26 protein-coding genes and 2 pseudogenes are annotated in these 24,403 nt (G+C 65.6%); 22 read left to right on the top strand and 6 right to left on the bottom strand.

What is annotated here, in order from left to right; translation table 11 throughout:
• Positions 1 to 40: 40 nt before the first annotated feature.
• Entirely contained in the window at positions 41 to 730 is a 690-nt protein-coding gene (locus THSYN_RS32020) for a HisA/HisF-related TIM barrel protein (protein ID WP_100923120.1), read from the bottom strand.
• A gap of 12 nt (positions 731 to 742) precedes the next feature.
• On the opposite strand from THSYN_RS32020, the gene THSYN_RS32015 reads away from it, so the two are divergent.
• The 6 genes from THSYN_RS32015 to THSYN_RS31990 all read left to right on the top strand — a co-directional run bounded on the left by THSYN_RS32015 (position 743) and on the right by THSYN_RS31990 (position 5,919).
• Positions 743 to 1,744: an ATP-grasp domain-containing protein gene (locus tag THSYN_RS32015; protein WP_100923119.1), complete on the top strand. Its 1,002-nt coding sequence runs from the start codon at positions 743 to 745 to the stop codon at positions 1,742 to 1,744.
• Positions 1,728 to 2,789, top strand: coding sequence for a hydantoinase/oxoprolinase family protein (locus THSYN_RS32010; RefSeq protein WP_100923118.1), 1,062 nt, complete (start codon positions 1,728 to 1,730; stop codon positions 2,787 to 2,789). Before THSYN_RS32015 ends, THSYN_RS32010 begins: the two co-directional genes overlap by 17 nt.
• Positions 2,790 to 3,048: 259 nt before the next feature.
• Entirely contained in the window at positions 3,049 to 4,446 is a 1,398-nt protein-coding gene (gene pabB, locus THSYN_RS32005; protein ID WP_100923117.1) for an aminodeoxychorismate synthase component I, read from the top strand.
• Positions 4,433 to 5,062, top strand: coding sequence for an amino acid kinase family protein (locus THSYN_RS32000; RefSeq protein WP_100923116.1), 630 nt, complete (start codon positions 4,433 to 4,435; stop codon positions 5,060 to 5,062). Before pabB ends, THSYN_RS32000 begins: the two co-directional genes overlap by 14 nt.
• Before the next feature lie 53 nt (positions 5,063 to 5,115).
• Complete coding sequence (locus THSYN_RS31995; protein WP_100923115.1) at positions 5,116 to 5,415, top strand: type II toxin-antitoxin system TacA family antitoxin; 300 nt, start codon at positions 5,116 to 5,118, stop codon at positions 5,413 to 5,415.
• A 3-nt stretch (positions 5,416 to 5,418) separates the two neighbouring features.
• Positions 5,419 to 5,919, top strand: coding sequence for a GNAT family N-acetyltransferase (locus THSYN_RS31990; RefSeq protein WP_100923114.1), 501 nt, complete (start codon positions 5,419 to 5,421; stop codon positions 5,917 to 5,919).
• Between the two features lie 359 nt (positions 5,920 to 6,278).
• Here the strand turns inward: THSYN_RS31990 and THSYN_RS31985 are convergent, their stop codons facing one another.
• The 4 genes from THSYN_RS31985 to THSYN_RS34625 form a co-directional block, all read right to left on the bottom strand.
• Positions 6,279 to 9,122: an MIT C-terminal domain-containing protein gene (locus tag THSYN_RS31985; protein WP_100923113.1), complete on the bottom strand. Its 2,844-nt coding sequence runs from the start codon at positions 9,120 to 9,122 to the stop codon at positions 6,279 to 6,281.
• A 241-nt stretch (positions 9,123 to 9,363) separates the two neighbouring features.
• Entirely contained in the window at positions 9,364 to 9,735 is a 372-nt protein-coding gene (locus THSYN_RS36510; RefSeq protein ID WP_236849062.1) for a DUF4351 domain-containing protein, read from the bottom strand.
• Between the two features lie 39 nt (positions 9,736 to 9,774).
• Positions 9,775 to 9,975 carry an Rpn family recombination-promoting nuclease/putative transposase gene (locus THSYN_RS31975; protein WP_100923112.1) on the bottom strand — a complete coding sequence of 67 codons (201 nt, stop codon included), beginning with the start codon at positions 9,973 to 9,975 and terminating at the stop codon, positions 9,775 to 9,777.
• Positions 9,976 to 9,993: 18 nt separating this feature from the next.
• The gene (locus tag THSYN_RS34625; RefSeq protein WP_157818087.1) at positions 9,994 to 10,149 is read right to left on the bottom strand and encodes an Rpn family recombination-promoting nuclease/putative transposase; all 156 of its coding nucleotides are present in this window, start codon (positions 10,147 to 10,149) and stop codon (positions 9,994 to 9,996) included.
• A 336-nt stretch (positions 10,150 to 10,485) separates the two neighbouring features.
• Between THSYN_RS34625 and THSYN_RS31970 the strand changes: the two genes are divergently transcribed.
• The 3 genes from THSYN_RS31970 (at position 10,486) to THSYN_RS31960 (ending at position 12,236) form a co-directional block, all read left to right on the top strand.
• The gene (locus THSYN_RS31970; RefSeq protein WP_236849061.1) at positions 10,486 to 11,397 is read left to right on the top strand and encodes a TonB-dependent receptor; all 912 of its coding nucleotides are present in this window, start codon (positions 10,486 to 10,488) and stop codon (positions 11,395 to 11,397) included.
• Between the two features lie 143 nt (positions 11,398 to 11,540).
• Positions 11,541 to 11,768 carry a VF530 family protein gene (locus THSYN_RS31965; protein ID WP_100923111.1) on the top strand — a complete coding sequence of 76 codons (228 nt, stop codon included), beginning with the start codon at positions 11,541 to 11,543 and terminating at the stop codon, positions 11,766 to 11,768.
• Positions 11,769 to 11,870: 102 nt separating this feature from the next.
• The gene (locus tag THSYN_RS31960; RefSeq protein WP_100923110.1) at positions 11,871 to 12,236 is read left to right on the top strand and encodes a 4a-hydroxytetrahydrobiopterin dehydratase; all 366 of its coding nucleotides are present in this window, start codon (positions 11,871 to 11,873) and stop codon (positions 12,234 to 12,236) included.
• 90 nt (positions 12,237 to 12,326) lie between these two features.
• Here THSYN_RS31960 and mobA read toward each other — a convergent pair whose 3' ends face one another.
• On the bottom strand, positions 12,327 to 12,932 hold the full coding sequence (gene mobA, locus THSYN_RS31955) for a molybdenum cofactor guanylyltransferase MobA (protein ID WP_100923109.1): 606 nt from the start codon (positions 12,930 to 12,932) through the stop codon (positions 12,327 to 12,329).
• A gap of 356 nt (positions 12,933 to 13,288) precedes the next feature.
• Here mobA and mprF point away from each other — a divergent pair, with 356 nt between their 5' ends.
• The 13 genes and pseudogenes from mprF to THSYN_RS31885 all read left to right on the top strand — a co-directional run bounded on the left by mprF (position 13,289) and on the right by THSYN_RS31885 (position 24,356).
• Positions 13,289 to 15,958, top strand: a complete 2,670-nt coding sequence (gene mprF / locus THSYN_RS31950; RefSeq protein ID WP_100923108.1) for a bifunctional lysylphosphatidylglycerol flippase/synthetase MprF — start codon at positions 13,289 to 13,291, stop codon at positions 15,956 to 15,958.
• 342 nt (positions 15,959 to 16,300) lie between these two features.
• On the top strand, positions 16,301 to 17,725 hold the full coding sequence (locus THSYN_RS31945; RefSeq protein WP_100923107.1) for a virulence factor family protein: 1,425 nt from the start codon (positions 16,301 to 16,303) through the stop codon (positions 17,723 to 17,725).
• A 140-nt stretch (positions 17,726 to 17,865) separates the two neighbouring features.
• A complete protein-coding gene (locus tag THSYN_RS31940) occupies positions 17,866 to 18,135 on the top strand; it encodes a type II toxin-antitoxin system TacA family antitoxin (RefSeq protein WP_100923106.1) in 270 nt (89 codons plus the stop codon).
• A gap of 23 nt (positions 18,136 to 18,158) precedes the next feature.
• Positions 18,159 to 18,623 (top strand): annotated as a pseudogene (locus THSYN_RS31935) (Fic family protein); the annotation flags it as partial.
• Positions 18,624 to 18,715: 92 nt separating this feature from the next.
• Positions 18,716 to 18,955 carry a type II toxin-antitoxin system HicB family antitoxin gene (locus tag THSYN_RS31930; RefSeq protein WP_100923105.1) on the top strand — a complete coding sequence of 80 codons (240 nt, stop codon included), beginning with the start codon at positions 18,716 to 18,718 and terminating at the stop codon, positions 18,953 to 18,955.
• A gap of 18 nt (positions 18,956 to 18,973) precedes the next feature.
• Positions 18,974 to 19,219 (top strand): UPF0175 family protein, encoded by a 246-nt coding sequence (locus THSYN_RS31925; RefSeq protein WP_100923104.1) that lies wholly within the window; start codon positions 18,974 to 18,976, stop codon positions 19,217 to 19,219.
• Positions 19,212 to 19,646, top strand: a complete 435-nt coding sequence (locus THSYN_RS37620) for a PIN domain-containing protein (protein ID WP_472297479.1) — start codon at positions 19,212 to 19,214, stop codon at positions 19,644 to 19,646. Before THSYN_RS31925 ends, THSYN_RS37620 begins: the two co-directional genes overlap by 8 nt.
• 460 nt (positions 19,647 to 20,106) lie before the next feature.
• Positions 20,107 to 20,595 carry a M12 family metallopeptidase gene (locus THSYN_RS31920; RefSeq protein WP_157818086.1) on the top strand — a complete coding sequence of 163 codons (489 nt, stop codon included), beginning with the start codon at positions 20,107 to 20,109 and terminating at the stop codon, positions 20,593 to 20,595.
• Positions 20,596 to 20,615: 20 nt separating this feature from the next.
• Positions 20,616 to 22,379: a TIR domain-containing protein gene (locus THSYN_RS31915; protein WP_172965419.1), complete on the top strand. Its 1,764-nt coding sequence runs from the start codon at positions 20,616 to 20,618 to the stop codon at positions 22,377 to 22,379.
• A gap of 463 nt (positions 22,380 to 22,842) precedes the next feature.
• Positions 22,843 to 23,067, top strand: coding sequence for an antitoxin MazE family protein (locus tag THSYN_RS31905; protein WP_100923101.1), 225 nt, complete (start codon positions 22,843 to 22,845; stop codon positions 23,065 to 23,067).
• Positions 23,064 to 23,165: pseudogene (locus tag THSYN_RS31900) on the top strand (type II toxin-antitoxin system PemK/MazF family toxin); the annotation flags it as partial. The gene THSYN_RS31905 and the pseudogene THSYN_RS31900, both read left to right, overlap by 4 nt.
• A gap of 596 nt (positions 23,166 to 23,761) precedes the next feature.
• Positions 23,762 to 24,007, top strand: a complete 246-nt coding sequence (locus THSYN_RS31890; protein WP_100923099.1) for a type II toxin-antitoxin system ParD family antitoxin — start codon at positions 23,762 to 23,764, stop codon at positions 24,005 to 24,007.
• Positions 24,000 to 24,356 (top strand): type II toxin-antitoxin system RelE/ParE family toxin, encoded by a 357-nt coding sequence (locus THSYN_RS31885; RefSeq protein ID WP_100923098.1) that lies wholly within the window; start codon positions 24,000 to 24,002, stop codon positions 24,354 to 24,356. Before THSYN_RS31890 ends, THSYN_RS31885 begins: the two co-directional genes overlap by 8 nt.
• Positions 24,357 to 24,403 lie beyond the last annotated feature (47 nt).

Genomic DNA, 24,403 nt, shown 5'->3' with positions numbered 1-24,403 from the left:
TGATCCCGGCAGGGACCTTGCATGAGCAATCCGGACTGGGCTAGCCGTCGTCCAGTTCAGCCAGGTCGCCCGGCGGGATGCCCCCCTGATGCAGCGCGGTGGAGACGAGCGCCCCGGCCACCCCCAGCGCACGCAGTCGCCGCAGGTCCGCCCCGTCGCGCACGCCGCCCGCCGCATAGACCCGGTGGCCGGGGGCCAACTGGCGCAGGGCGCCCAGGCGGTCCAGGTCCGGCCCCTGGCCGCTGCCGACCCGGGCCAGGGTCATGAGGATGAGATCCATCGGCCACAGCTCGGGCCGCCGGTCGAGCCCCGCCGGCCCCAGGAACTGGTCGGCCCGGTAGTCCAGGGACAGCACCGGGTCATCCAGGCGGGCCTTCAGGTCCGCCCACTGATCGAGATCGGCAATGGATTCGCTGCCGATCACGGGTCGGGCCACGTGGGCGAGCCGCGCCAGATCGGTCAGGCCGCGGTCGACCCACAGACTGACCCCTGGGTGTTGCCGGTGCAGCCGCTCGACGACCTCCAGGTGACCGGCCGCGCCGCCGATGGCGTCGAGGTCGGCGAGATAAAGGACCGCGAAGGGGTGGAGCCCCAACAGGGCCGCGGCGACGGCCGCGGGCGCGGCCGTGGGACACAGGGGGCTCGTGATCGGCGCATAGCGGCGGCGGTCCCCGAGCCGTGCGGCGACCACCAGGCCGCCCTTCAGATCGATGACAGGAATCAGTTTCATCTCAGGTTCGCCATGCGCGTTTTCGTCTTTGAGTATGTGACCGGTGGCGGCCTGCTGGGGGCCGGACTGCCTCCGCCCCTGGTGCGGGAGGGGGACCTGATGCTGCGCGCCCTGGTCGCCGATCTCGCGGCCCTGGACGGGGTAGAGTGCATCATCACCCGGGACGCCCGCCTGGCGCCGCCCCACCTGCCCGCGGACTGCCGCCCGGTGCACGACGCGGCGGACTTCCCCCGGGTCTGGGCCCAGGCCCTGGCGGGGGCGGATGCGGTGTGGCCCATCGCCCCCGAGCACCAGGGTATCCTGGAAGGGATCAGCGAGGCCATCCTCGCGGCCGACCGACCACTGCTCAACAGCCGCCCGGCGGCGGTGCGCACGGCCGCCAGCAAGCTCCGGACGATCCGGCTCCTGGAAGCCCAGGGGGTGCCGGTGGTGCCGACCTTCGGCGCCGCGGACCGGTTGCCGCCGCTGCCCGGACCCTGGGTATTGAAACCGGACGACGGGGTCGGGTGCCTGGGGATCCGACTGTGCCGCGACCGCGACAGCCTGTCCCGCTACTGGGAGCAATTGGCGCAGGCGGACACCTTCGTGGCCCAGCCCTTTGTCCAGGGCACGGCGGCGAGCCTGAGCCTGCTGGCCAAGGACGGGGAGGTCAACCTGCTCAGCGTCAATCGTCAGCGCATCGCCGTCATGGACGAGGGGCTGATCCTGTTGGGCTGCGTGGTCAACGGACTGGGCGCGGGGGACCCCCGGTGGCGCCGCCTGGCCGGGGACGTGACCGCAGCCCTGCCGGACCTCTGGGGCTATGCGGGCGTGGACCTGATCGCCGCCGCCGAGGGCCCGCTGGTGTTGGAGGTCAACCCGCGCCTCACGACCTCCTATGTAGGTCTGCGAGAATCCTTGCAACGCAACCCGGCGGGCCTGGTGTTGGACCTGCTCGTCGGCGGCGCCCTCCGGCAGGGCGCCGTCGGGGGCCTGGCGGTCGATGTCTGTCTGGAGTATGCCGGTGCCGCATGAGCGCTGGTTGGGGTGGGACCTGGGCGGCGCCCACCTCAAGGTCGTCGCACTCGACGCCCGCGGCCAAAGCGAGGCGGTCCTGCAGGTCGCCTGTCCCCTGTGGCAGGGGCTGGACCACCTGGATACGGCCATCGAGCGGGTGTTGGGGTCGCTCGGGGCGCGCGCGACCCGCCACGCGGTGACCATGACCGGGGAACTCACCGACCTGTTCGAGGATCGCGCGACGGGCGTCCGGGCACTGATCGAGCGGATGCAGCGGCGCTTTCCCGCGGAGGAGGTCAGGATCTACGCGGGCCGCGCCGGCCTCCTGGCGCCGGCCGCCGCCGCGGCGGCGCCGGATCAGGTCGCCTCGGCCAACTGGATGGCCAGCGCGTCGCTGGCGGCCAGGCACTTTCCGGAAGGGGTCCTGGTCGACATCGGCAGCACCACCAGCGACCTGGTACCCTTCCACGGGGGACAGGTCAGCGCCCGCGGCTACCATGATCATGAGCGCCTGGCGGCGGGCGAACTGGTCTACAGCGGCGTGGTGCGCACGCCGGTGATGGCCCTGGCCGGGCGCGTCCCCTTCGGCGGGCACTGGGTGGCGCTGATGGCCGAGCACTTCGCGACCACCGCGGATATCTACCGCCTGACCGGGGAACTGCCCGCCCACGCGGACCTGATGCCGAGCGCCGACGGCCGGCCCAAGACCAGCGCCGCCAGCGCCGGGCGGCTGGCCCGGATGCTGGGGCTCGACGCCGCCGCCGCGGCCCCGGCCGCCTGGGAGCGGCTGGCCGCGCACCTGGCGGAGGCGCAGTTGCGGACCCTGGCCGAGGCCTGCGACTGCCTGCTCTCGCGCGGCGAACTGGCGGCGGACGCCCCCATCTTAGGGGCCGGGGTCGGACGCTTCCTGGCCCGCCGCCTGGCCGCCCGGTTGGGGCGCGCCTACCTGGGATTCGGCGCCCTGTTCGAGGGGCAAGCCCCCGGCACCCCGGACGGTCCCGAGGTGGCGGACTGCGCGCCCGCGGCGGCGGTGGCGCGACTGGCTCTGGAGGAAAGTACGTGAGTAAGCAAGTATGGGAAGAGTTAGCCCCACCCCAGCGGACGACGCTCCTCGTACTCAGGTACCAAGGTACCCGAAGAAAGAGTATTTTGCCGCAAATGAACGCGAATAAGCGCAAATAAATCGGCCGGTTAGCGTCGTCGCGGGCATCACCCGGACGGTGAACATGCAGCACCGGCCAAATCTCTGGTTATTTGCGTTAATTTGCGTTCATTTGCGGCTAAACTGCTTTTTCCTGGTACGAGGGTACTTGTCTACGACGATGATTGCGCCTGATCCGCCCCAGGTCCTGGAGCTGCCCTACCAGCCGGACAGTGCCCCGCTGTGCGCGGCCCTGCTCGGGCGGGCTTGGCCCATGTTCCTGGACAGCGGGCGGCCCGGCTGTACCCAGGGGCGCTACGACATCCTGAGCGCGGACCCCCGCCGGGTCCTGGTCACCCGCGGGTCGACGACCGAGATCCGTACCGGGTCGGTCGTCCAGGTCTCCGGGGCCGACCCCTTCGAGTTGGTCCAGGAGGCGCTCGGACCCGCCCGCCCCGGGGTGCCGGATTTGCCCTTCAGCGGAGGGGCCATCGGCTGGTTTGCCTATGACCTGGCGCGGCGACTGGTGCCCCTGCCGAATCTGGCGGCGGACGCCGAGGGCACGCCGGAGCTGGCCCTCGGCATCTATGACTGGGCACTGGTGGTCGACCATGAGGCCCGGCGTAGCCGGCTGGTGGGCACGGACTTTGCTGACCTTCAGGGCTATCGGCGCCGGTTCGCGGGGGCGCCCGCCGACCGCGGGACGGGAGCGCCGCGGGTGCCCTTTCGCGTCCTGGACCGGGTGCGCGCGAACCTGAGCCGGGCCCAGTATCTCGACGCCTTCGCCCGCATCCAGCGCTACCTGCGCGAAGGCGATTGTTACCAGGTCAACCTGGCCCAGCGCTTTGCGGCGCCGACCCAGGGCGACCCCTGGCTGGCCTACCGGGAACTGCGGGTGATGAACCCCGCCCCCTTTGGCGCCTACCTGGGGACCCCCGATTGTCAGGTGCTCTGCTCCTCGCCGGAGCGCTTCCTGCGGGTGCGCAACGCCCTGGTGGAGACCAAACCCATCAAGGGCACGCGGCCCCGCGGGGCGGACCCGGGCGAGGACCTGCGCCTCGCCGCGGAACTGCGCGCGAGCCCCAAGGACCGGGCGGAGAACCTCATGATCGTGGACCTGTTGCGCAATGACTTAGGCCGCGTCTGCGCCATCGGCAGCATTGAGGTCCCGACGCTCTTCGCGGTGGAGTCCTTCGCCCGCGTCCATCACCTGGTCAGTACCGTGTGTGGGCGCCTGGCGCCGGGCCATACTGCCCTGGACCTGCTGCGCGCCTGCTTCCCCGGCGGCTCCATCACCGGCGCGCCCAAACGACGGGCGATGGAGATCATCGAGGAGTTGGAACCCAACCGGCGCGGGATCTACTGCGGGGCCATCGGTTATCTTGGCTTCGACGGGGCCATGGATACCAATATCGCCATCCGCACCCTGGTCCACTCCGGCGGCCTCACCCGCCTCTGGGCCGGGGGCGGGATCGTTGCGGACTCCGATGCGCAGTCCGAATACCGGGAGACCTTCGACAAGGCCGCCCCCCTCTTGGACCTCTTGGAGCGACTGCGAGTCAACCGTGTGGATCGTTAAACTCGGCGGCAGCCTGACCGCCTCAAAACACCTGCGGGCCTGGCTCGCCGCCCTGGCCGGCCGCCATGACGTCGTCGTGGTGCCGGGCGGCGGCCCCTTCGCGGATCAGGTGCGCCGCGTCCAGCGCGCCATGGGCTTCGACAACGCCACCGCCCACGAGCTGGCCCTGCTCGCCATGGAGCAGTACGGCCGCGCGCTCTGCGCCCTGCAGCCCGGACTGGCGCCGGCCGCGAGCCTGTCGGAGATCCGCGCCTCGGCCTACTGCGGCCTGACCCCGGTCTGGCTGCCGTACTCGCTGGCCATGGCCGAACCGGACCTGCCGCGGACCTGGGACCTGACCTCCGACTCACTGGCCGGCTGGCTCGGCGAACAGCTCCAGGCACAGGCCCTGGTCCTGGTCAAGGTCGCGCCCCTGCGCCCCGGCCCGGTCGCCCTGGACACGCTGATCCGCAACGCGATCGTCGACCCGCTGCTGGAGAGCTTCACCGACTCCGGGAGGCTGCCGGTCTATCTGCTGGGGGATGCCGACGCGCCCGCCCTGGATGACCTGCTGGCGGGTCGGCCGGGGCGGGCGGTGATCGCGCAGGGGCAATCGCCGGAGCGGCCCGCGGTTTGATTGTCAGGACCCTCTATGCCATGTTGGCGGCGAACACCGTAGGAGATAACCCCATGTCCCGGAATCCTGAACCCCGCAGCGAACGCATCGACATTCGCGCCACACCGAGCGCGAAACGCGCCTTGCTGGACGCGGCCAACGCGTCACGCAAGACGGTATCTGAATTCCTGCTGGACAGCGGCCTGGAGAAGGCCGCCGAACTCATGGCCGAGCGGCGTTTGTTCCTGCTGGATGACGCGCAATGGGCGGCTTTCCTCGCGGCCCTCGACGCGCCCCCGCAGCCTATGCCACGACTGGAGCGCCTGTTCGCGGAGCCCAGCGCCGTGGAGAAAGCACTGAGTGAAAGCACCTGACCCATGACCGTCAAGGGAATCGCCAAGCTTCATTCGGCCCACAACACGGACGGCTTTGATTGCGGCAACCCCGAACTCGATCATTTCCTCCGGCGCTTCGCCTTAACCAACCAACGCGCAAACCTTACCCAGACCTATGTACTGAGTAAAGGCAACGACGTGATCGCCTATTACAGCCTCACGGTCGGGCAGGCCAACCATCAGGACGCGCCGCGCCGCGTGACGGAAGGGCTGGGCCGCTATCCCGTGCCGCTCATGATACTGGCACGTCTGGCGGTAACCCGCAGCGAGCAGGGCCACGGATGGGGCGGGTCCCTGCTGAAAGATGCCTTACGCCGCACCGCGCAAGCCGCTGACATCGCGGGTATCCGGGCACTGTTCGTTCATGCCAAGGACGAAGCGGCGCGCGCGTTTTACGAGCATTTCAACTTCCGCCCCAGTCCGGCCGATCCTTACCATCTGTTCTTGCTGATGAAAGACCTTGCTCGGTTGTTGGGACCCTGAGCCAGCGACCCCTTTTCCCCCCGCTGACCGCCTGGCCCGCCCCGATCGCGGCGAGCGGCGAGCGGCGAGCGGGCGCAGCAGCAGAGTTACGGGGGGTTCCGCGGACAGCCCATTCCAGGGAACTCACGGACGAAGGATAGACCGAACGCAAGCCCGTAAACCGGAGATTAAGTATACTGTCCCCGGAACTCTTGATCATTATCTGGCCACCTCAAGGGTGACGGGTTGCCGCCAGGGCCTGTGGCCGGAGTTATGATCAAGGCCAGCCTGACCCGCCGAAGAACTCCGTTAGGCTCCTTACCGTACAGATTTTTTCACCTTTTCTTTCGGACATCACACAGGCTGCTCCCGAAATTCCTCTACTGCCTATGCTGCTTTAGCCACGTATCCGCGGCAAAAATATCGAACTCAGTTCGGCGAACTCGACGGCTGCCTGGCCGATGTGAGGCCAGCCCGATAGCGGGCTTATAGATGTCCAGCCCCCGGCCCAGTTTGAAGAGAACGCCGTGATCACAGACAACATAGCGGTCATGGACGGTGTGATCGATCTCGATTGATAGGTTCATCCCGAAGCTCCTGAATAAATCCTTGCCGATCTCCTCGGCAATAGCGACGTTCGCACCATTACCCTCTGCCCAAGTTTCGGACGTGAAGACGACAATCTCTTTGGGCTTAGCCACCTCAGAGACGGTCAACAGGAACTCCTTGAGGTTGCGCACCTGATGGGGTAGTGCGAGGTAAGGATCAATAAGAGCGATGCGCGTACATCCAGCGAGCAAGGCCGGCGGGAAAAGACGATTGAAGGGCCAGCCTGTATCGCCTTCCCGCAGGATAAACCGCTCGACAATCGTCGTGGCGCCCCGTTGTATCTCATCGATCCACTCGCGCCCAGATGCATCGCTTGTCCAGACCGGCAGAGAAGGCGCCACACTAACGCCCATAAGGGGCGACGGCACCTGCTCGGCCGATACGCAATCTTCCGCGGAATCAAGGAATGGAGAGCAGGAGGCTTTAACGCCTTGTATCGCTAAGGACAACGTGTCGCAGTCGCGTGCGAAAGCCTCCCGCTCCCCACCAATCCGAGCCATGGCGGCAGCCTTGATATCTTGCTCAGCGCTAGCAAGCGTGGCTTGCACTTCGGCTATGGCTTTGCGCGGGACGCCGTCGGCTTCGGCGGCGAGAAACTGTCCGAAGTCTCCGCTGCGTTGGTTGAGATGGGTCGTCAAAGCGTCCTGGAGGAGGCGTTTGACCTCAGCATAGAAAAGCCGAACCTCCTGGGACTGATTGATAGTTGTTCCCCTGCCGAAAATATCGGACACTTTCACTCGGGCCGTGGAAATCTTGTCGGACACCTCATCGGAGACGAAGTCGTCTAAGAAGGAGACGATCCGTTGCTCCTCGGCAGCGATTAGATCGTTGGCGGCGGCAAGGGACTTCTCAAGCGAACCTGCTAAGGTTTTCGGCAGATCGAACGGCAGAGTCGCACCCAGCTCGAGTCTTTCGGCCAGTTCCCTACTCGATTCCGAGAGCGTTAAGAGGTGTTTCTCGAAGTGGTCCACGAAGAAGGCGAAGTGCTCTGTCATGTCCGAAAGCATTTGCTGGACCCGCGGGAAAATCCGATTTGCTACGCGCCCCTGGAGATCGTGCATATATCCCCAAGTGCCCGATCGGCGCGTTCTCCAATGCTTGCCTACATCGTTCGTTTCAAAATCGGCCAGTTCTCGCTCTGCGAGAAGCCCTATCGTCTCGATGATGAGAGCATTCCGCCGATCTGCGTCCGCGAGGTTGTCGCGTAAGAATGCGACGTCCGACTCTGTTGATGACTGAAATACTTCCCGTTCCGACTCAAAGTCGCGGCGAAAGGCCGCAAGCCTTTGCTCGGCTACCTCGCTGTCCTTGATGTCACGTAGCGCCGTGAGACGGTTTGCGATAACGCCAAGCAAATCGTCCAGTGCTGATTTCGCTCCGAAGGCAATGTTGTGCGCAACCAATGCCAGCCGCGACTCAGTCGAAAGCAGTTGAAGCAATTGCGACTTCACACGTTCAATGCCGCCTGGATCATCATGATGTATACGGTGGACGACATCTTTGCCGTCCTGCCAGTCGCGATGCTTTCGTGCCGAGGTGAAAACGAGGCCGACAACGCCAAGTTGTTCGCGATAACGACGCATCGCCGGGGAGTCATCACTTCCTAGTTCGTTGAGCGTCGCATCGATTTCTGTACGAATGCGCCGCTCTTCACGCCGAATTCGATGCGAGAGGGGCTCAGTATCCTCGTCGTTGTCTTCTGCGGCTGCCAGGTGCTGGTCGTAGGTCTTGTCGACCTGGGTTATAACGAAAATGAGTTGCTTGACGGTACCCCGGCGCAGTAACGTCAGTATGAAATCTTTCTCCGATTGTCCATAAGAGGCACCAGACTGAGTCAGAAACAGGACTGCATCGACGTCCTCAACAGCCTTCTCGGTCAGCGTGACTCTGAAACGTTGGGTGTCGTCCAAGCCCGGGGTATCTACAAGTAGAACACCTTCGTCGAGGAGAAGCGACGGAGAGGTTATCTCAATGCTCGTCACCAGACAGTGATGCGGACGCGTTCCGGAGGTAAACTCTTTTAATCGGTTGCGGAAGGTGTTCTCTGATTTTCGATCCCCTGGCTTATCTAGAACTATTTCGATAGTGTGACCGCCGGGTTTAATGTAGGTCTTTTCGAGCATTGGCAAGTCGAATGTTTCTAAGATTTCTCCTTCGGAATTCTTGCGTGCTTTGCCATCGAAACTCTCCCACATTTTTATACGATGGGCATCGATATGCTTGGGGTCTTCCCGGTACAGTTGGCGCAGCCCGTTCCAAGCTTCTGCCCCGACGAAACGAATTGCAGCCTTGACCGTTGGCCCGTGACGAAACGTCGTCACGGCTGCCGTCTCAGGGTCCGTGTTTTCGCCAGCTAGTCGCGCACTGAGTAGTTCATTGACGAAAGCTGATTTGCCGGCCTTAAACCGACCGACTACCGCCACTTTGTAGCAATCCGGAACCACCTGACTTTTCAGGATCGCGTGCAGTGCTTCGGCCGTCTTCGCGCAGTCGCGCCCGATGCCCCATGTCGGTTCGCGTGTGTCGCGGACCTTGGCAAGCAAGGTCTCACGGAGGGCTTCCACGCTCGCGCGCAGAGCATTGATTTCGAGACGTAATTGTTTAGGCGAATTCACTTGATTTCCCTCTTTCTAATTTGCTCAGACTGTTACAACTGGATACCTCAGGGATAGACCACGATTTCCTGCTTTTCTTGCGGCAACACAAGCAACCGCGGTCTGCCCCGGCAATTCCTATCCACCAATGCGTCGCCGAAGTGACACCGTACCGAAACGATCCGCGCCTCTGTCACCGCATCGGCAGACATCAGAATCCAGCCGCGGCAGGATAGCGGACGTACCGCGTCTCCGGCGCCGCTCAATGCAGCACCGCGTCCAGACTCTCCGCGGTGAGGATGCGGTCGGACCAGCGCAGCAGGGTCTCGGGGTCCGCGCTGCCGACGCGTGTCCGCACCGTCTCGCTCGGGGGACCGAATTTCCGGTCGATCTGCCGCAGCAACATAGCGGCCTCACCCTCCCGCCTGCCCTCCTGTTTGCCCGCCTGTCGGCCTTGCTCGATGTAGCGGTCGATGAAGGTTTGCATGATTGGGTCTCCCGTGGGGTTCTGTTCCAACAGGGCGCGGACGTCACGTTCTTCCACGCGCCCGGTGCCTTGGACATAGTAGCGCAATAGGGATTCCAGGATCTCCAACGCGGTGGTCCAGTCCTCGGCCTGCTCGATCAGGGTCAACAGGTCGCCCAGCCGCGCGAGGGGCTCTTTGCTGAAGATTCAACGCATCGCCAACTGGACCAGACGGGTCAGCACGGCGCCCTTGATCTCGGCGTTGGTGCGGGCGCAGATGTCGTGCAGCGCGTAGGTGAACCGCGGCACAAAGGGCGCCAGCACCGTCGGCAACGGGGCGATCAGGTCATGGAAGTTGCGGGGTGCGCGCCAGCGTCCGTTGCCTTGATAGATCACCAACGGATAGATTGGCGGGAGCCGGCGGGCCTACGGGTGTTGCTTGGAGATTTCCAGGGTTTCGAGGTCGATCTCGGCCAGCAGTTCGGCCGGCAGGTGGTGGCGCAGGAAGTCCACGGCGATCTCCCGGCGGCCGAAGCTCTCGCGAAAATTAGGTGTCGTGGGGGGTGGCGATGTGTCGTCCATGGCATCAGAGATTAATCGCGGCGCCTTGGCGGCGCAAGCGCCGGCCGCTCGCGGTGCGACCAGGACGCGAACGGCCGACTTTGGCCCGCTGCGGTTGAGACTTCGACCGCCCGTGGCGTCTGCAACCGGGCCGGATGCTCCGGGTCGACCTGGCGCCCCTTCGTCATGCGCGCCTTCACCGGCACCCGGTCCCGGGGCGAGGGCAGCGGCTGCAGGCCCCGCGCCAGACCGGTCGCTCAGACTTGCCAATGCGTCGCCGACGTGACACCGTGCCGAAACGATCCGCGCCTCTGTCACCCTTTGCATGATGATATGAAATCCACACGAGGCATTCCGATGCATCCACTGACTGCTGTCTGGTTTGGGGTCACGTTACTCTTCATCCCGTCCTGGGTCGGGGCGGGCGGACCGCCGGCCAACGCCTGGGGTCTGTCGGTCGAGGCGCTGGGCGCCCACCAATTCAGTGCGGATCGCGATGGCGGCGGCACGGTCGCGATGGATGAAACGGCGCTGCGCATCGGCGTCTCCCGGCCCCTGACCCCCAGTCTGCGGCTCGGGCTGAGCCTGGGTTACACTGAGTTCGCGTACGACTTCACCGCCGGTGCGCAGGAACTCGCCGCCGCCGCGCCCTGGTCGACCATCCGCAGCGCCCGGGCGGGGGTCAGCCTGAACGCCCGCCTGGGGGAGCGGTGGACCCTGTTCGCCTTGCCGAGCATCCGCTGGGCCGCAGAGGACGGGGCAGCCCTGGATGACGGGGCCTTCGGCGGGGTGCTGGCCGCCGCCAGTTACCGGGTCAGCGACCGCTTGACCATCGGCCCCGGGTTCGGCGCCTTCTCCGAGATCGAGGGTGACGCCAGCCTGTTCCCGATCCTCGCGTTGGACTGGCGCCTGACCGACACCCTGAGCCTGAACACCGGTGGCGGTCTCGCGGCCAGCCGCGGACCCGGTCTGGTCCTGGAATGGCGGCCCGCGGACGCCTGGACCCTCAGTCTCGGCGCGCGTTATGAGAACGAGCGCTTTCGCCTGAACGACCAGGGCCCGGCCCCCAACGGCGTGGGCCAGGACAGCTCCATCCCGGTCTATCTGGGCGTCGTGCGCACCCTCGGGCGCTTCGGCAGCCTGAGCCTGATCGCCGGGGCCAAGACGGCGGGCAATCTCCGACTGGAGAATGCCCAAGGCGACAAACTGGCGGCCGCGGATTATGCCACGGCCCCCTTTGCGGGCGTGACGCTGAAGGTTCGCTTTTAGCGGATACTGCGCGGACCGACCACGAGTTCCTGCCTTGCTCGATGTAGCGGTCGACGAAGGTTTGCATGATGGGGTCTCCCGTGAGGTTCTGTTCCAACAGGGCGCGGACGTCGCGTTCCTCCACGCGCCCGGGGTCTTGAGCAATGACCGGTGAGCAACCGAAGAATCCATTACACGGGGTCAGTCTGGAAACCGTGGTCCTGAAGCTGGTCGATCATTACGGCTGGGATGGTCTCGCCGACCGGATCAACATCAATTGTTTCAAGCATGAGCCATCCGTGAAATCGAGTTTGACGTTTCTGCGACGAACTCCCTGGGCCAGGGCGCAGGTGGAGGCTTTGTATGTTTCTACATTGACGACGCGCGGTTGACACCTTTTTTGCCGTCGCCGATCCATACCGCGGACCGGCCGGTCCGGCGCACACATTGCGGACGGGGCGAATGCCCCTTCCGACCTGAAGGAGACTGCAACCATGTCTGATGAAAAGGTCTACAGCGAGGAGGAGATCCGCGCGCGGATCGCGGCCGAACTGCCCCATTGGTATTACGAGGATGGCTGGCTCAGGCGCAAATACCGCACCAGCGGCTGGAAGGGCACCCTGATGGTGGTCAATACGGTGGGACACCTGGCGGAGGCGGCCTGGCACCACCCGGATCTGGCCGTATCCTATGCCTTCGTGATCGTGAAGCTGGTGACCCACTCGGCCAAGGGGGTGACCGACAAGGACTTCGAACTGGCCCGCAAGATCGAGGAGACCGTCGGCTGGCGGCCCGGACCGGCCAGTGCCCTGGAGGGCACGCCGGATGATCCGCGTTTCAAGTACATCAAGTACGACTGAGGGGGCCGTTCGCGTGACTCGATGGTCGTGGCGGCCGGCGGCGGCGTTCGGTCCGCACAGCGGACCAGCGGCCTCGCTGTTGGCAGGCTGTCAGGGCGGGCGCCGCTCCAGCGCCAAGGCGTCGTCCGGGGTGTTGATGTTGGCGAAGCAGTCCGGCCGATCGCTGAAATCCGCCAGGGCGACCCGGTGGCGGTCATACCACCGGGTGGGCTTGCGCTCACCGGCGGCCAGGAAGGTCTCCAGATCAGTGGCCAGCGCCACCGGCAGCAGGGCATGGACCGGTTGCAGGCGCTGGCCGTCCGTGGCGACCGCGAGGTCTCCGGCCTGGGTGCGCAGGGCGAGCAGCAGCCGCGCGACCAGGTCGGGGGCGGGGTAGGGGCCGTCACAGGGCAGGGTAATGATCCACGCGGTGGCGGCCGCCCGCATGGCGCTGCGAATGCCGGCCAGGGGTCCCTGGAAGCCCGGGTCCAGATCGGCGACCACCGGCAGGCCATAGTCGGCATAGCGCTCCAGGTTGCGGTTGGCGCTGATCAGCAGGGTGTCGACCTGCGGGGCCAGGGCGGCGATGACCCATTCGACCAGCGGCCGACCGGCGAAGGGCCGCAGCCCCTTGTCGTGGCCACCCAGGCGGCTGGACTGGCCGCCGGCCAGGATGACCCCGGTGATGGCGGCGCGGGAGGGGGAGGGTGTGTGCATCCTGGAGTCCGGTGGTCGAGCCGTGAAGCCGTTAAAGTCGCGCAGCGACGTTGTGGGAGCGGCTCCAGCCGCGCCGGAAAGGCGGCATCTGAGTTCGCCGCGGCGCCGCAGGGTGACGGACGAGCCTTCATGGCCCTGGGGGGCCGCCGCGCCCGGTCCGGCTGAAGCCTCGACCTCCGGTCGGTCAGGCGGGCACAACGTTGTCCGGAGTTCACCTCGTCGGGATGATGGTTCGGCCCCCTTGACAACGCAACCGGGCCTGCGCCGCCGCCCACATTGCGCGCTCCGCCCGGGCATGGGAGCATTACCGCAGTCACCTTCATCGTCGACGCACGGGCGGCCCGCCCGAGGTCACCATGACCCGTCCACTCAAGACCCTGGACCCCGCCGCCGCGGGCGCCGCGGCGTCGGCCAATCCCAACCGCCGCGCCGCCGTGCTGCTCGCCTGGCTGCGCCGCGGGGTGCCGCCGCTGCTGGTGGTCGTGACCGCGCTGGTCGCCTGGTATGAGGTCAAGGGGTTCGACTTTCACACGCTGCGAGCCGCCTTGCGCCGCATCCCCTGGGTCGCGCTCCTGGGGCTCCAGGCCCTGGCCCTGGCGGCGGTCTTCGAGATGGTCCTCTACGACTGGTGGATGGCCCGCTGGCTCAAGGTCAACCTGACCTGGGACCGCCTGGTCCGCTACAGTTGGGTCGCCAATACCACCAACAACCTGATCGGGCTTTCGGGGCTCGCGGGCTCGGGCATCCGCATCCTGCTGCTCACCCGCGACGGGGTGGCGACCCGGGTCGCCTCGCTCTACTCCGGGGTGATCATGTTGGCGGTGCCGGTCGGGCTCTCGGTGCTGGTACTGGCGGCGCTGGCCCTGGGCCGCACCAACCTGGTACCGGGGGTCCTGCCGCGCTGGGCGGTACTGAGCGTCCTGCTCGCCTATGCCGCCTATCTGCCGGTGTTCCTGACGCTGGCGGCGAACCGGGCGGTCCTGCACCGGGTGCTGAGCGGGACCGCCCGCCTCGGTCTGGGCGGGGGGCTCACGCTGGTGGCGATCTCGGTGCTGGACTGGCTCCTGGCGATGCTGGTCGCCTGGTGTTGCCTGCTCGCCTGCGGCGCCCACCTGAACCCGGGCGCCTTCCTGGCCGCCTTCACCTTCGCGGCGACCCTGGGGGTGCTGAGCCTGGTCCCGGGGGGAATCGGGGTCTTCGATGCCGCACTGCTGGTGATGCTCACCCGCCTGCGGGTGTCCCCGGCGACCGCGGCGGCCGGGCTCCTGGTGTTCCGCCTGGTCTATTATCTGGTGCCCTGGCTGATCGGGCTCACCCTCGGCACCGGGCTCTTGGCCCGCCCCGCGGCACCGGCCGTCAGCCGGCTCGCCCGCCTGTGGCAGAACAATCCGCTGCTCGGTCTGCTGCGCCTGATCCTGAATTTCATCGCCTCCCTGGGGGTGCGCCTGCTGGGCCTGCTGATCTTAGCCACCGGGCTGATGCTGCTGGCCTCCGCCGCGCTGCCGTCCCTGGAGGATCGGGTCGAGCGGCTACTCCTGGTACTGCCCCTGCCGGCCCTGGAACTGTCCCACTTCCTCTCGGTGGGGGTGGGGGTGCTGCTGATCGCCCTGTCCCGGGGGATCGACCAGCAGGTGCGCAGCGTCTATCTGGTGACCATGCCGCTGCTGGTGGTCGGGGCCCTCCTGAGTCTGCTCAAGGGCGCGGCCCCGGGTCAGGGCCTGTTCCTGCTCGCGGTGGCGGGGCTCTTGTGGCTGCGCCGGGACGCCTTTTATCGCCTCTCCTACCCCTTCCTGAGTCGGCGCAATCTGCTTTGGCTCCTGGCCCTGCTGGTCAGCGTCACGGCCTTTGTCCTGCTCGGTCCCTGGGTGGATGGGGAAGACTTCACCTGGCGCGAGCTCTGGTTCCAGTCGCAACCGCACCTGCAGGCGGCGCGTTACCTGCGCTCCCTGCCGCTCGCGATCGTGGCCCTGGCGGGCTGGCTCGCCTGGGGTCTCTTCCGGATGCCGCGGCCCGTATTCCCCGTGACCGATGACGCCGCCCTGGCCCAGGCGCGGGTCTGGCTGGGTGAGCACGGCGGCGGCACCTTCGCCCATCTGCTGTTCATGGGGGACAAGCACCTGCTGTACGCGGCGCAGGGTCGCTGTCTGATCCAATACCAGCGCGTCCGCGGCCGTCTGGTCGCCCTGGGGGACCCGCTCGGGGACGCGGCGGCCTATGGGCCGGCGGTCCTGGAGTTTCGTGACCTGGCCGATCGCCATGACCTGGACCCGGTGTTCTACGAGGTCGCCCACGAGCACCTGCACCTCTACCACGACGCCGGCTTTGCCCTGTTCAAGGCCGGGGAGATGGGGCTGGTCGCGGCGGCAGACTTCACCCTCACCGGCCGCCGCAACCAGACCCTCAGGACCGGGGTCAACCGCGCCATCCGCGACGGTCTGAGCGCGGAGCGCCTGGAACCACCCTGGGACGATGTCACCTGGGCGGCGCTCAAGGCCGTCTCCGATGCCTGGCTGCAGGAGCGGGGCGGGGGCGAAAAGGGCTTCTCACTCGGCGCCTTCGACCAGGGCTACCTGGCCCGGGCACCCCTCTATGTGGTCCGCCAGGGCAGCCGCATCATTGCCTTCGCGAGCCTGACCCCGTCCTATCGCGACCGGTTGGAACTGGGCGTGGACCTGATGCGGCACCTGCCCGACGCGCCCGCGGGGACCATGGACTTCCTCTTCACGCGCATGATCGAAGGCGCGCGGCAGGAGGGCTACACTTGGTTCAACCTGGGGATGGCCCCCTTAAGCGGCGTGGGCAAGAGCCGCTATGCCCGCCCGGACGAGCGCATTGCCCGGCTGGCCTATGACTCCGGCACCCGTCTCTACAACTACAAGGGCCTGCGCAGTTTCAAGGAGAAGTTCCATCCGGTCTGGCAGAGCCGCTATATTGCCTATCCGCTGTATCGGCCGCTGCCGACCTTGCTGGTGGATATCGCCGCGCTGGTGGCCGGGGGGTATCGGCAGATCTTAATCAAGTCCTAGCCCGCATCGCTCGGCCTACCCACAGGCGATCGGCGCGTTGGTGGCGGGCGGGGCGAACCCGCGACATGGCCGTGCTGCGATGCGGGCTTTGAAAGGGGGAAAGTTTCCAGCGACAGGCCATGGTCGGGATATCAGCCGCCCCGGAAAATGAGAGTGCCTGTGGGAGCGGCTTCAGCCGCGACGAGGCCTCGCAGGCTGCCGCAACGTCGCCGGCTACCGCGGCCTCGCAGCGCGGCTGAAGCCGCTCCCACAGGGCCGCGGCTCGACTCCTGTAGTAAGCGCGGGCGATGCAGACTCCCGCAGTTCCCATCACGACAAGACCCGTAAGAGGGCACAACCCCTATGTTCTCCGTCAGCCGCCTGTTCGCCGCCCGCAACCTCCTGGGCCTGCTGCTTGCCTTACTGTTTGCCCCCGCGGGGCTCGCCGAGGTCGTGGAGGAAACCGTCGCCAGCCCCTACGGCAGCGTCCACCTGGTGCGCCCCCAGGGCGCGCCCAAGGGGCTGGTGCTGTATCTCCCCGAGGCGGGGGGCTGGGGTCCGCAGGCGGCGGCCACCGCGCTGGAGGTCGCCGCGCAGGGGCACCTGGTCGCTGGGCTCGCCTGGTCCGACCAGGCACCGACGGCGGGACCACCGGCCCAGTGCCGGGACCTGGGGGCGGACCTGAACGGCCTGGCCCACTGGGTGGGTGAACGCGAGACCCTGCCCAAGGACGCGCTGCCCACCCTGCTGGGGGAGTCTGAAGGCGCCGCCCTGGTCTATGTCGCCCTCCTGCAATCGCCCGCGCACCGCTTTCACGCCGCGCTCACCCGGGGCTTCTGCCCGCGCTGGCCGCTGACGCTGCCGGCCTGTCGGCGCGAGGGGCTCACCGACGCCCTGGTCCAGGGGGACAAGCTCCTGCCCGCGGCCGGGGTGCCCGCCGCCTGGTTCCTGTTCGACGGCGCGGCCGATGCCGCCTGTCCCGCGGCTGCCGGGTTCACCAATCCGATCGCCAATGCCCGGGCGGCCGGCGGTGCGCCCCCCGGCGCCAATCCGGCCCCACCGCCTGCCGGGGCCGCCGGCGGGGCATTGAGCCCGCTCGCCTCGCTCTTGCAATGGCTGGACCCGGGCATCCCCGACCAGATCGCCCCGGTCGCGGCCGACGCGGAGATCGCCGGCCTGCCCCTGATCGAGGTCCGCGCCGCCAAGGAGGACCCCAAGACCTTCGCCGTCATGCTCTCCGGCGACGGCGGCTGGGCCGCACTGGACCGCGGCGTGACCGCGCAACTGGCCACCAAGGGGATCAGCACCGTCGGCTGGGACTCACTGAGCTATTTCTGGAAGGCCCGCACCCCGGCCGCGGCGGCCGAAGACCTGGGCCAGGTCATTCGCCACTATCTGGACGCCTGGCACAAGGAACGGGTGATCCTGATCGGCTACTCCTTCGGCGCCGATGCGCTGCCCTTCATGACCAACGGCCTGCCCGCGGATCTCCGCCCGCGAGTGGCGCTGGCCGCCTTCCTGGGTCTGGGCCGCACCGCCATGTTCGAGTTCCACCTCACCGACTGGCTCAACACCGGGCGCGGCGCCGAGGCCCTGCCGGTCCTGCCGCAGTTGCAGGCCCTGGCCTGGACCCGCGGCCTCTGCGTCTACGGCGAGGACGAGGAGGAGAGCCTGTGCCCCGACCTGACCGGGCTCGGCATCAGGGTCCACAAGGTGTCCGGCGACCACCACTTCGACGGCGACTACCCGGGCGTGGCGGACCTGGTGCTGGAGGCGGCGCGCCCTTAGCCGCGCGGGGCCGGCAAGGACCCGGGGGCGCAGGACGCCAGGAAGCCTCTCGCTGCCCACAGCCCGGCAGACCAGTCATTGCATCGTATGCACAGCGCTATACATTTCGCGCTCCCACCCTCAGCACGGCGACATCTTACATGGCCAACGCGTCCACCAGCCTCATGGTCCGTCTCGACCCCGACAGCAAGAGCTTCGTCGCGCGGGCGGCCCAACTGCGCCACGTCAGCGTCAGCGACTATGTACGCTCGGTCGTGGTCGCCCAGGCGCGTCGTGAGATTCAGGCCGCGGAGCAGCAGATCATTGCGTTGACCCCGGCCGAACAGCAGGCGTTCCGGCAAGCGCTGCAAGAACCAATCGTCCTCACCGCGGCGCAGCGAGCACTCGGCGCACTGATGCGCGGCGAATGAGCGCCATCCGCTTCCCTCCCGGATACCTGGAGATCCATCCCTTCCAGGACGGCAATGGCCGCCTGAGCCGGGTCCTGACCACCTTGCTCCTGCTGCGTGCCGGCTATGCCTATGTGCCCTACAGTTCGCTTGAGAGCGTCATCGAGCAGAGCAAGGAGGGTTACTACCTCGCGTTGCGTCGGACCCAGGGGACCATCCGCACCGCGGCCCCCGCTTGGACGCCGTGGCTGACCTTTTTCCTCAAGGCCCTGCAACGCCAGATGCGGCGGCTGCGCGAGAAGGTCGAGCGCGAACGGCTGCTGCTCGCCCGCGTGCCGGACCTGTCGCTCCGGCTTCTCGACCAGGCCCGCGACCACGGTTTCTTGTGTGGCCGACAGAAAAGCAGGAAACTGTGGTCTATCCACAGCATTCGTCCAGGGCATTGCCTTGCCGAGCGACTTCGGCACGCGTCAGCCAGGCCTTCATCACCGCTAGCCCGCGGCGATTGATCTGCGAGCGCGCAGCGGCCGGCTGCGAAGACCAACGATTCCGCAACCGTCAGCAGCGTTCCGCTGCCTAGTTCCGACCAGAGCCAACCGCAATGCTGCAAACTTACACTGCAAAATACACCTGCTTTGACGGCGGATACATGGGTCAGTTGATCGACTGGCCGGAGATCGTCACCGAAGCCGCCAATCTCGAAGAATGCCGGGCCATGCTCCGCGACGCCCTGCATGAGATGGTCGTGGCATACCGAGAGCTTGGCCGAGAGATTCCGGTCGGCAACGCCCTGCTTGAACAATTGCCGTGCGAGACGAATCCCACCCGGAACTCCCACTGACCAGCCCGAGGTGTTGTCATGACGATGATCGCCTTCGACCTGCCGGACGGCGCCTTTGCGGCGTTGCGCAAGGACCCGCGCGAGATGGAATCCGAGTTGCGGATGGCGGCGGCCGCGAAGTGGTACGAACTCGGTCTGGTCTCTCAGGAGCGCGGCGCCGAGATCGCGGGGCTGTCGCGGTTGGAATTCATGCACGGCCTGTCGCGACTCGGCGTTTCGCCGTTCCAGGAAGACCTGGACGAGGACGAAACGGGCAATGCCTGAGCGAGTCGTCATCAACGCATCGCCGATGATCGCGTTGCTCGCAATCGGCCAGGAGGGCCTGCTGCCGATGCTGTTTGACGATGTATTAATTCTTAACGCGGTGCGCGAGGAGATCGAGGCGGGCCGATCGAAGGACGCGAACGTGCCGCGACTCGCGACCTTGACGTGGCTCGGATCGGCACCCGCGGCCCCGATCCCGGAATTCGCGGGTCCGACGGCGGATTCTTGCGTTGCCGCAAGAAAAGCAGGAAACTGTGGCCTATCCCTGAGGTATCCTTACGAACGCGATCGAACAATCAGCGGGTCAGCTAAGACCCGCGGGTTTTCGGGTTCTGCCAGATATATAAGGCCGCCATCGATTATGCATACAACTGATCTAGCGAAATATTTCGTGGGGATACCTCAGGATCTGCCCCCGGTATTCTGACCAGCGTCGTGGTAGTCCTCGCCAACAATATCGAGGTTGCGTTGAACGGCTGGGAAGTCATTGCGGCTCTCTGGCGTCCCATTGAGCCTTACCCTTGTTGCGGTCGGGTACAGCCCGAGCCCGCCCCGAAGAAGCCTCGTGGAATCTCCGAAGTACGGGGCCCCCCGTGGCGGACGAAATTGATCCGCAGCGATGATAGGCGACAGCCCACCACGTCACCGCGCCTTCGTGTACACTGCGGCGAGCGTTTGATTGGAGATTTGCTGTGAGCTTTCCCCCACGCCGTTTCAGCGTCCCAACCTTGAATTCGATTCCGGCCGGCAGGTTGGGGCGCGGCGTAGCGCATCCCGGTCTCATGTGGCCCCGGGTTGCTCAAGGTAGCCTCGTCTTGCGCGTTAGATTCGTAGGCGGCAAACCTGCAAACCACGCGAGGGTTATCGAATGGGCGAACGCGTGGGGAGTGTGCGCATCCATAGAACTTCGAGAAAGTGCCGACTTCGATGCGGAGATTCGCGTTGGATTTGATCCGTCCCTAGGCGACTGGTCATATCTCGGCACCGACAGCGCAAGCAACCAGCTCGGCTACTCCAATGTGTCCATGAACTTGGCCACAGTCGAAGCGCCGACCGTGCTCCACGAGTTCGGTCATGCGCTCGGACTGAACCACGAACATCAGCACCCTTGTGCAGCAATCGAACTCATTGAGCACCAAGTCATCAAGGACTTGGCGGGGCCGCCCTACTTTTGGACTGAGTCCGAGATACGACGAAACGTGCTTCAGCGCCTGGCTACTCCGGATGTCATGACGACGCCATTTGACCCCGAATCGATCATGATATACGCACTTCCCGGCCGGTGGCTTCGGAACGGCAAGTCCGTCGCCATGAATACCCGACTCTCTGCCGGGGACATCGCCACGGTGCAGCAGATGTATGGCGCGAGGTCATGACTGCCGGCCGGAAATCGGGATTGTTCCTGTTTGGCACATCCAAGACCAAATGGGATGGTTTGCCCGCGCTGCCCTCCGTTGAACCTGACATCCAGTCAGTTTGGCAGGTCTGCATCCGCTCCCGATCGGGCACCGGTCTCATAAGCAGCAAGAACTCCAGACGGTTTTGCGACGTGGAAGCGCGGGCGATCAGGGAGGAATTCGAAGCGTTTCTCAACCGTCTCGGTCCCGATTCATTTGCGGTGTTCTATTTCATCGGTCACGGTGTTCAGGTAGCAGAATCGGAACTGCGTCTCCTGTGCTCCGACAGCCTTCCGGAGTCGCCTCAGTCTGCGATATCACCGATTGAAGTCGTTTCGATGTTTGCGGAACGACAGATCGCCGAATGGGTGATGGTCCTCGACTGTTGCCACGCGGGCGTCATCCTCAGCAACCCGAGCATTCAGACCCGGAACAGAAAGAACGAAGGAAGTCTAATTGTCTGCGCTGCGCGCGCCGGCCAAGCATGGGAACTGCGTGGAAAGGGCGGGCTCTTGACGCACTACCTGACGACGGCCATTCGCACTGGCGCTTGCGTCCCGCCCGGACGCAAGGTGGTCGACTTCGCGAGCGCAGCCCATTGGACAAGGATTGAGATTAAGGAGAAGCACAGTTCGCTCAATGCAATTCCAGATATCGACCTCTGGGGCAGCGCAGGCTACATAGTCGCGCGCATACCCCCCCCGACCTCGAGCGAAAACTCGCTTCCCGTCGAATCTGTGCTCTTCATCGGTGCTGCACCGGAAAACGCCACTGAGGCGATCAAACAGGCGGTAATCGGCGCATGCCACACCCTCGGCCGTCATCTCGCCGAGTGTCGGGTAACGCTACTCATCTGCAACCCATGGGACGAGTCTGCCGACTATCATGTTGCCATGGGATATGCTGGCGATGACCGGGCGGGGGCCGTGCACCTGTTCATGCCCGAGGGGGAGGAGACAAAGAGGAACGATGACAGATTTCCGAACGCGCTTGACAACGACAGGATTGCGGTCGAACGCAACTGGTATCCCGTTGTCGGCAACGGCGAGTTCAGCCCGGAGACATGGCTCTACTGCCAGCTGCAGGCACTCGAATATTCCGACGCCGTCGTTGCCCTGGGTGGAGCGGAAGGCCGGAGCACAAGTGTCCTTCTGCAGCTCGCCGAAGCTCGAGGCGTCCACGTCTTACCGTTTGCGCACTGGCGCGGCGCCGCTGGTGCTGCCTACGAGCGCAACAGGGAGCACTTTGAGGTTTTGGGGATCGCGGAGAGTCTCCTGCGGCGCAACGGGATCGAGGACTTGCCGGATCTAATTCGCGCGGTCGCCCTGTCGAGGGCCGGACAACCGTCCGACCTCCGAAGCGTTTTCCTTAGCCGGGCTGCCAAAGACTCAGCGGCAGCTGAGTGCGTCGCCGAGCATCTCGAGCGAAGAGGCATTGCCGCAGTCTTCGGGGATAAACCTCAGGCGCCCGGTCGCGACGTGAGTGCCGTCATCCACCAGAGGATGCGCGAATCGCAGGTTTGTGCGATCTTCTGGAGTCAACATTTTGCCCTGAGTCCGCACTGCTTCATTGAGCTTTTGGAAGCCCTCCGGCGAGCCCGAAGGGAGAACCTTCACATCTGGTTGCTTCGGCTTGACTCCACACCGGTGGTTCATCCGGAGGCGCGTCGCCAGAAATCATGGTACACGCCAACCATGGTAGATATTGAGGGCTGGTGTGGGGAGGTGCTACCGCCCCTCAATGCGATCCGGGTTTCGAAATAGCGCGAAATAGGGGACGTAACACGAAGTACAGTTCTGATGGCACTCCCCGCCAGACTCCTGGAGGAAAGGGGAAATAGCTGAAGATGCGCTTGCGCGAGCTTGACCAGGTGGTCGTCACCCCGCCCGGGCAGAGGCTCGTCGCGGCGGCAGGGGCCAGGTCATCACGCGACTGCGACTGCGCAGCTTGCTCCGGGACGGCGTCGACTCCGTCCCCGCGGCGCACGCTGACCGGGCTTATTTTGAGGCCCTGCGGACGCGCGCCGGCCAGAACGCGGTGGAATGGTCGGCACTCCCATCGTCCCTCGGGAGTGGGTCTTGCAGGATGTCGAGCAGCACAGCGCAGGGGTAAAGGACGAGGGCGTTAGGGCGGCGAAGCGGTGGCATGGAAGTCGCTAAAAGGCGTGGGATGTAACTTTCTTGTTGACTATACCGTTTGGCGTGACGAGAGAACAGGAGATTTGCGATGGCAGCTTTTTCCTTGAACGCCCGTGTTCAAAAGCATCGCGATGCCTTGCGTATGGAAGGACTTCGCCCGGTGCAAGTCTGGGTGCCTGATACGCGCCGCCCAGGCTTTGCGGAAGAGTGCCGCTGCCAGTCTCTGATTGCCGCTCAGGCGGACCTGGCCGACACGGATATGCAGCGACTCATGGATGAAGCCTTGGCGGATGTGGGCGGTTGGACGGCATGATGCGGGGGGACTTTGTGACCATCGCCATGCTGAGCGACTTCGGCAAGCCACGACCCGAGTTGGTGATTCAGGCCGATCAATTCGGCGAGCATGCCACCTTTGGCATTGCAAAATGATGGACAACAAGCCAGGGCCATCAAGCCTGTTTATGTGGTTGACGATGGCGTGCACCTTATGGCCCAGGGGGGCGAGGCGGGCGGTGATGGCGGCGCGGGCGGACTCGATGTCGGCGCTGGTGTGGATGGCCAGGCGCTCGCAGTTGACGAAGAACAGGTCCTCCTGCGCGTTGTAGATCAGCCGCTCCTCAATGGCGACACCGAGGAGTTCGTTGCGGATGCCCATCGCCTCGGGCCGGAAGAGACGCTCGTCCATGATGCGGGGCGGGCGCTCCATGAGGGGCCGAAAGTCCATGCGGGCCAGGATGTCGCGTTCCAGATCGACCCCGGGGGCGATCTCGATCAACTCCAGGCCCTGCGGGCGCAGCCGCAAGACGCAGCGCTCGGTGACGTAGAGCACCGGCTGGCCCTTGGCGGCGACCAAGGCGCCGCTGTAGGTGCGGTGCTCGACCCACGCGACGAACTTGGCCGCCGGGCTGCCCTTGGTGATGGACCGGTGCCCGCCGGCCGTTCCTTCCGATCTCAACGGTTGGAAAAATCGGCAAGCTATGTCATCTTTGCAGCAGGAGGTACCACCGATGGCAACCATGAACCTGTCCCTGCCCGACCCCTTACGGCTGTGGGTCGAGGCGCAAATCACGAACGGCCAATACCGCAATGCCGGCGATTATGTCCTGGACCTGATTCGTCGCGATCAGGAATATCAGGATTGCCGAGAGACCCTGATCGCGGCCCTGGTCGCGGGCGAGGCCAGTGGTCCCTGCCAGCGGACGCTCGTCGAGATCTGGAACACTGTGAAGGTGCGGCACGGACTCGATGTATGAGCTTTCGCAGGCAGCGGCGCAGGACCTCGAGGAGATCCTCGACCGCTCGATCGTCGATTTTGGCCCCATCCAGACCGAACGGTATTTCGAGTCGCTCAATCGCTGCCTCGGCCTCTTGGGCGAGAATCCGGGCATGGGTAGCACGGCGGATGAGATTCGCCCGGGCTACCGGCGCTTCGGCCACCAGAGCCACGTTTCTTCTACCGCACCGTCGGTGACCGCATCTTGGTTGTTCGTGTCCTGCACAAACGAATGGACACGACTCGCCAGTTCCAAGACTGAGGCTTTCCTGCCCGACGGGGCCGTCGCCTCGTCGTCTGGGAGGACGCCGAGGTGGATGTCGCGCTGATCCACTGCGCCTTTCCGACCAAGCGCACCGACTGGCGTCACCTCTCT

The sequence above is a fragment of the Candidatus Thiodictyon syntrophicum genome, assembly GCF_002813775.1.
Taxonomy (GTDB): Bacteria; Pseudomonadota; Gammaproteobacteria; order Chromatiales; family Chromatiaceae; genus Thiodictyon; species Thiodictyon syntrophicum.
This window is presented reverse-complemented; position numbering and strand designations above follow the sequence as displayed.

Bases quoted from the DNA above. Each gene is read 5' to 3' on its own strand.
- mprF (WP_100923108.1), top strand. From the start codon at position 13,289: ATGACCCGTCCACTCAAGACCCTGGACCCCGCCGCCGCGGGCGCCGCG.
- THSYN_RS31945 (WP_100923107.1), top strand. From the start codon at position 16,301: ATGTTCTCCGTCAGCCGCCTGTTCGCCGCCCGCAACCTCCTGGGCCTG.
- THSYN_RS31925 (WP_100923104.1), top strand. From the start codon at position 18,974: ATGACGATGATCGCCTTCGACCTGCCGGACGGCGCCTTTGCGGCGTTG.
- THSYN_RS32010 (WP_100923118.1), top strand. From the start codon at position 1,728: ATGCCGGTGCCGCATGAGCGCTGGTTGGGGTGGGACCTGGGCGGCGCC.
- pabB (WP_100923117.1), top strand. From the start codon at position 3,049: ATGATTGCGCCTGATCCGCCCCAGGTCCTGGAGCTGCCCTACCAGCCG.
- THSYN_RS31990 (WP_100923114.1), top strand. From the start codon at position 5,419: ATGACCGTCAAGGGAATCGCCAAGCTTCATTCGGCCCACAACACGGAC.
- THSYN_RS31890 (WP_100923099.1), top strand. From the start codon at position 23,762: ATGGCAACCATGAACCTGTCCCTGCCCGACCCCTTACGGCTGTGGGTC.
- THSYN_RS31905 (WP_100923101.1), top strand. From the start codon at position 22,843: ATGGCAGCTTTTTCCTTGAACGCCCGTGTTCAAAAGCATCGCGATGCC.
- THSYN_RS31970 (WP_236849061.1), top strand. From the start codon at position 10,486: ATGCATCCACTGACTGCTGTCTGGTTTGGGGTCACGTTACTCTTCATC.
- THSYN_RS31885 (WP_100923098.1), top strand. From the start codon at position 24,000: ATGTATGAGCTTTCGCAGGCAGCGGCGCAGGACCTCGAGGAGATCCTC.
- THSYN_RS31995 (WP_100923115.1), top strand. From the start codon at position 5,116: ATGTCCCGGAATCCTGAACCCCGCAGCGAACGCATCGACATTCGCGCC.
- THSYN_RS31930 (WP_100923105.1), top strand. From the start codon at position 18,716: ATGCTGCAAACTTACACTGCAAAATACACCTGCTTTGACGGCGGATAC.
- THSYN_RS31960 (WP_100923110.1), top strand. From the start codon at position 11,871: ATGTCTGATGAAAAGGTCTACAGCGAGGAGGAGATCCGCGCGCGGATC.
- THSYN_RS31940 (WP_100923106.1), top strand. From the start codon at position 17,866: ATGGCCAACGCGTCCACCAGCCTCATGGTCCGTCTCGACCCCGACAGC.
- mobA (WP_100923109.1), bottom strand. From the start codon at position 12,932: ATGCACACACCCTCCCCCTCCCGCGCCGCCATCACCGGGGTCATCCTG.
- THSYN_RS31965 (WP_100923111.1), top strand. From the start codon at position 11,541: ATGACCGGTGAGCAACCGAAGAATCCATTACACGGGGTCAGTCTGGAA.
- THSYN_RS32020 (WP_100923120.1), bottom strand. From the start codon at position 730: ATGAAACTGATTCCTGTCATCGATCTGAAGGGCGGCCTGGTGGTCGCC.
- THSYN_RS32015 (WP_100923119.1), top strand. From the start codon at position 743: ATGCGCGTTTTCGTCTTTGAGTATGTGACCGGTGGCGGCCTGCTGGGG.
- THSYN_RS37620 (WP_472297479.1), top strand. From the start codon at position 19,212: ATGCCTGAGCGAGTCGTCATCAACGCATCGCCGATGATCGCGTTGCTC.
- THSYN_RS34625 (WP_157818087.1), bottom strand. From the start codon at position 10,149: ATGGACGACACATCGCCACCCCCCACGACACCTAATTTTCGCGAGAGC.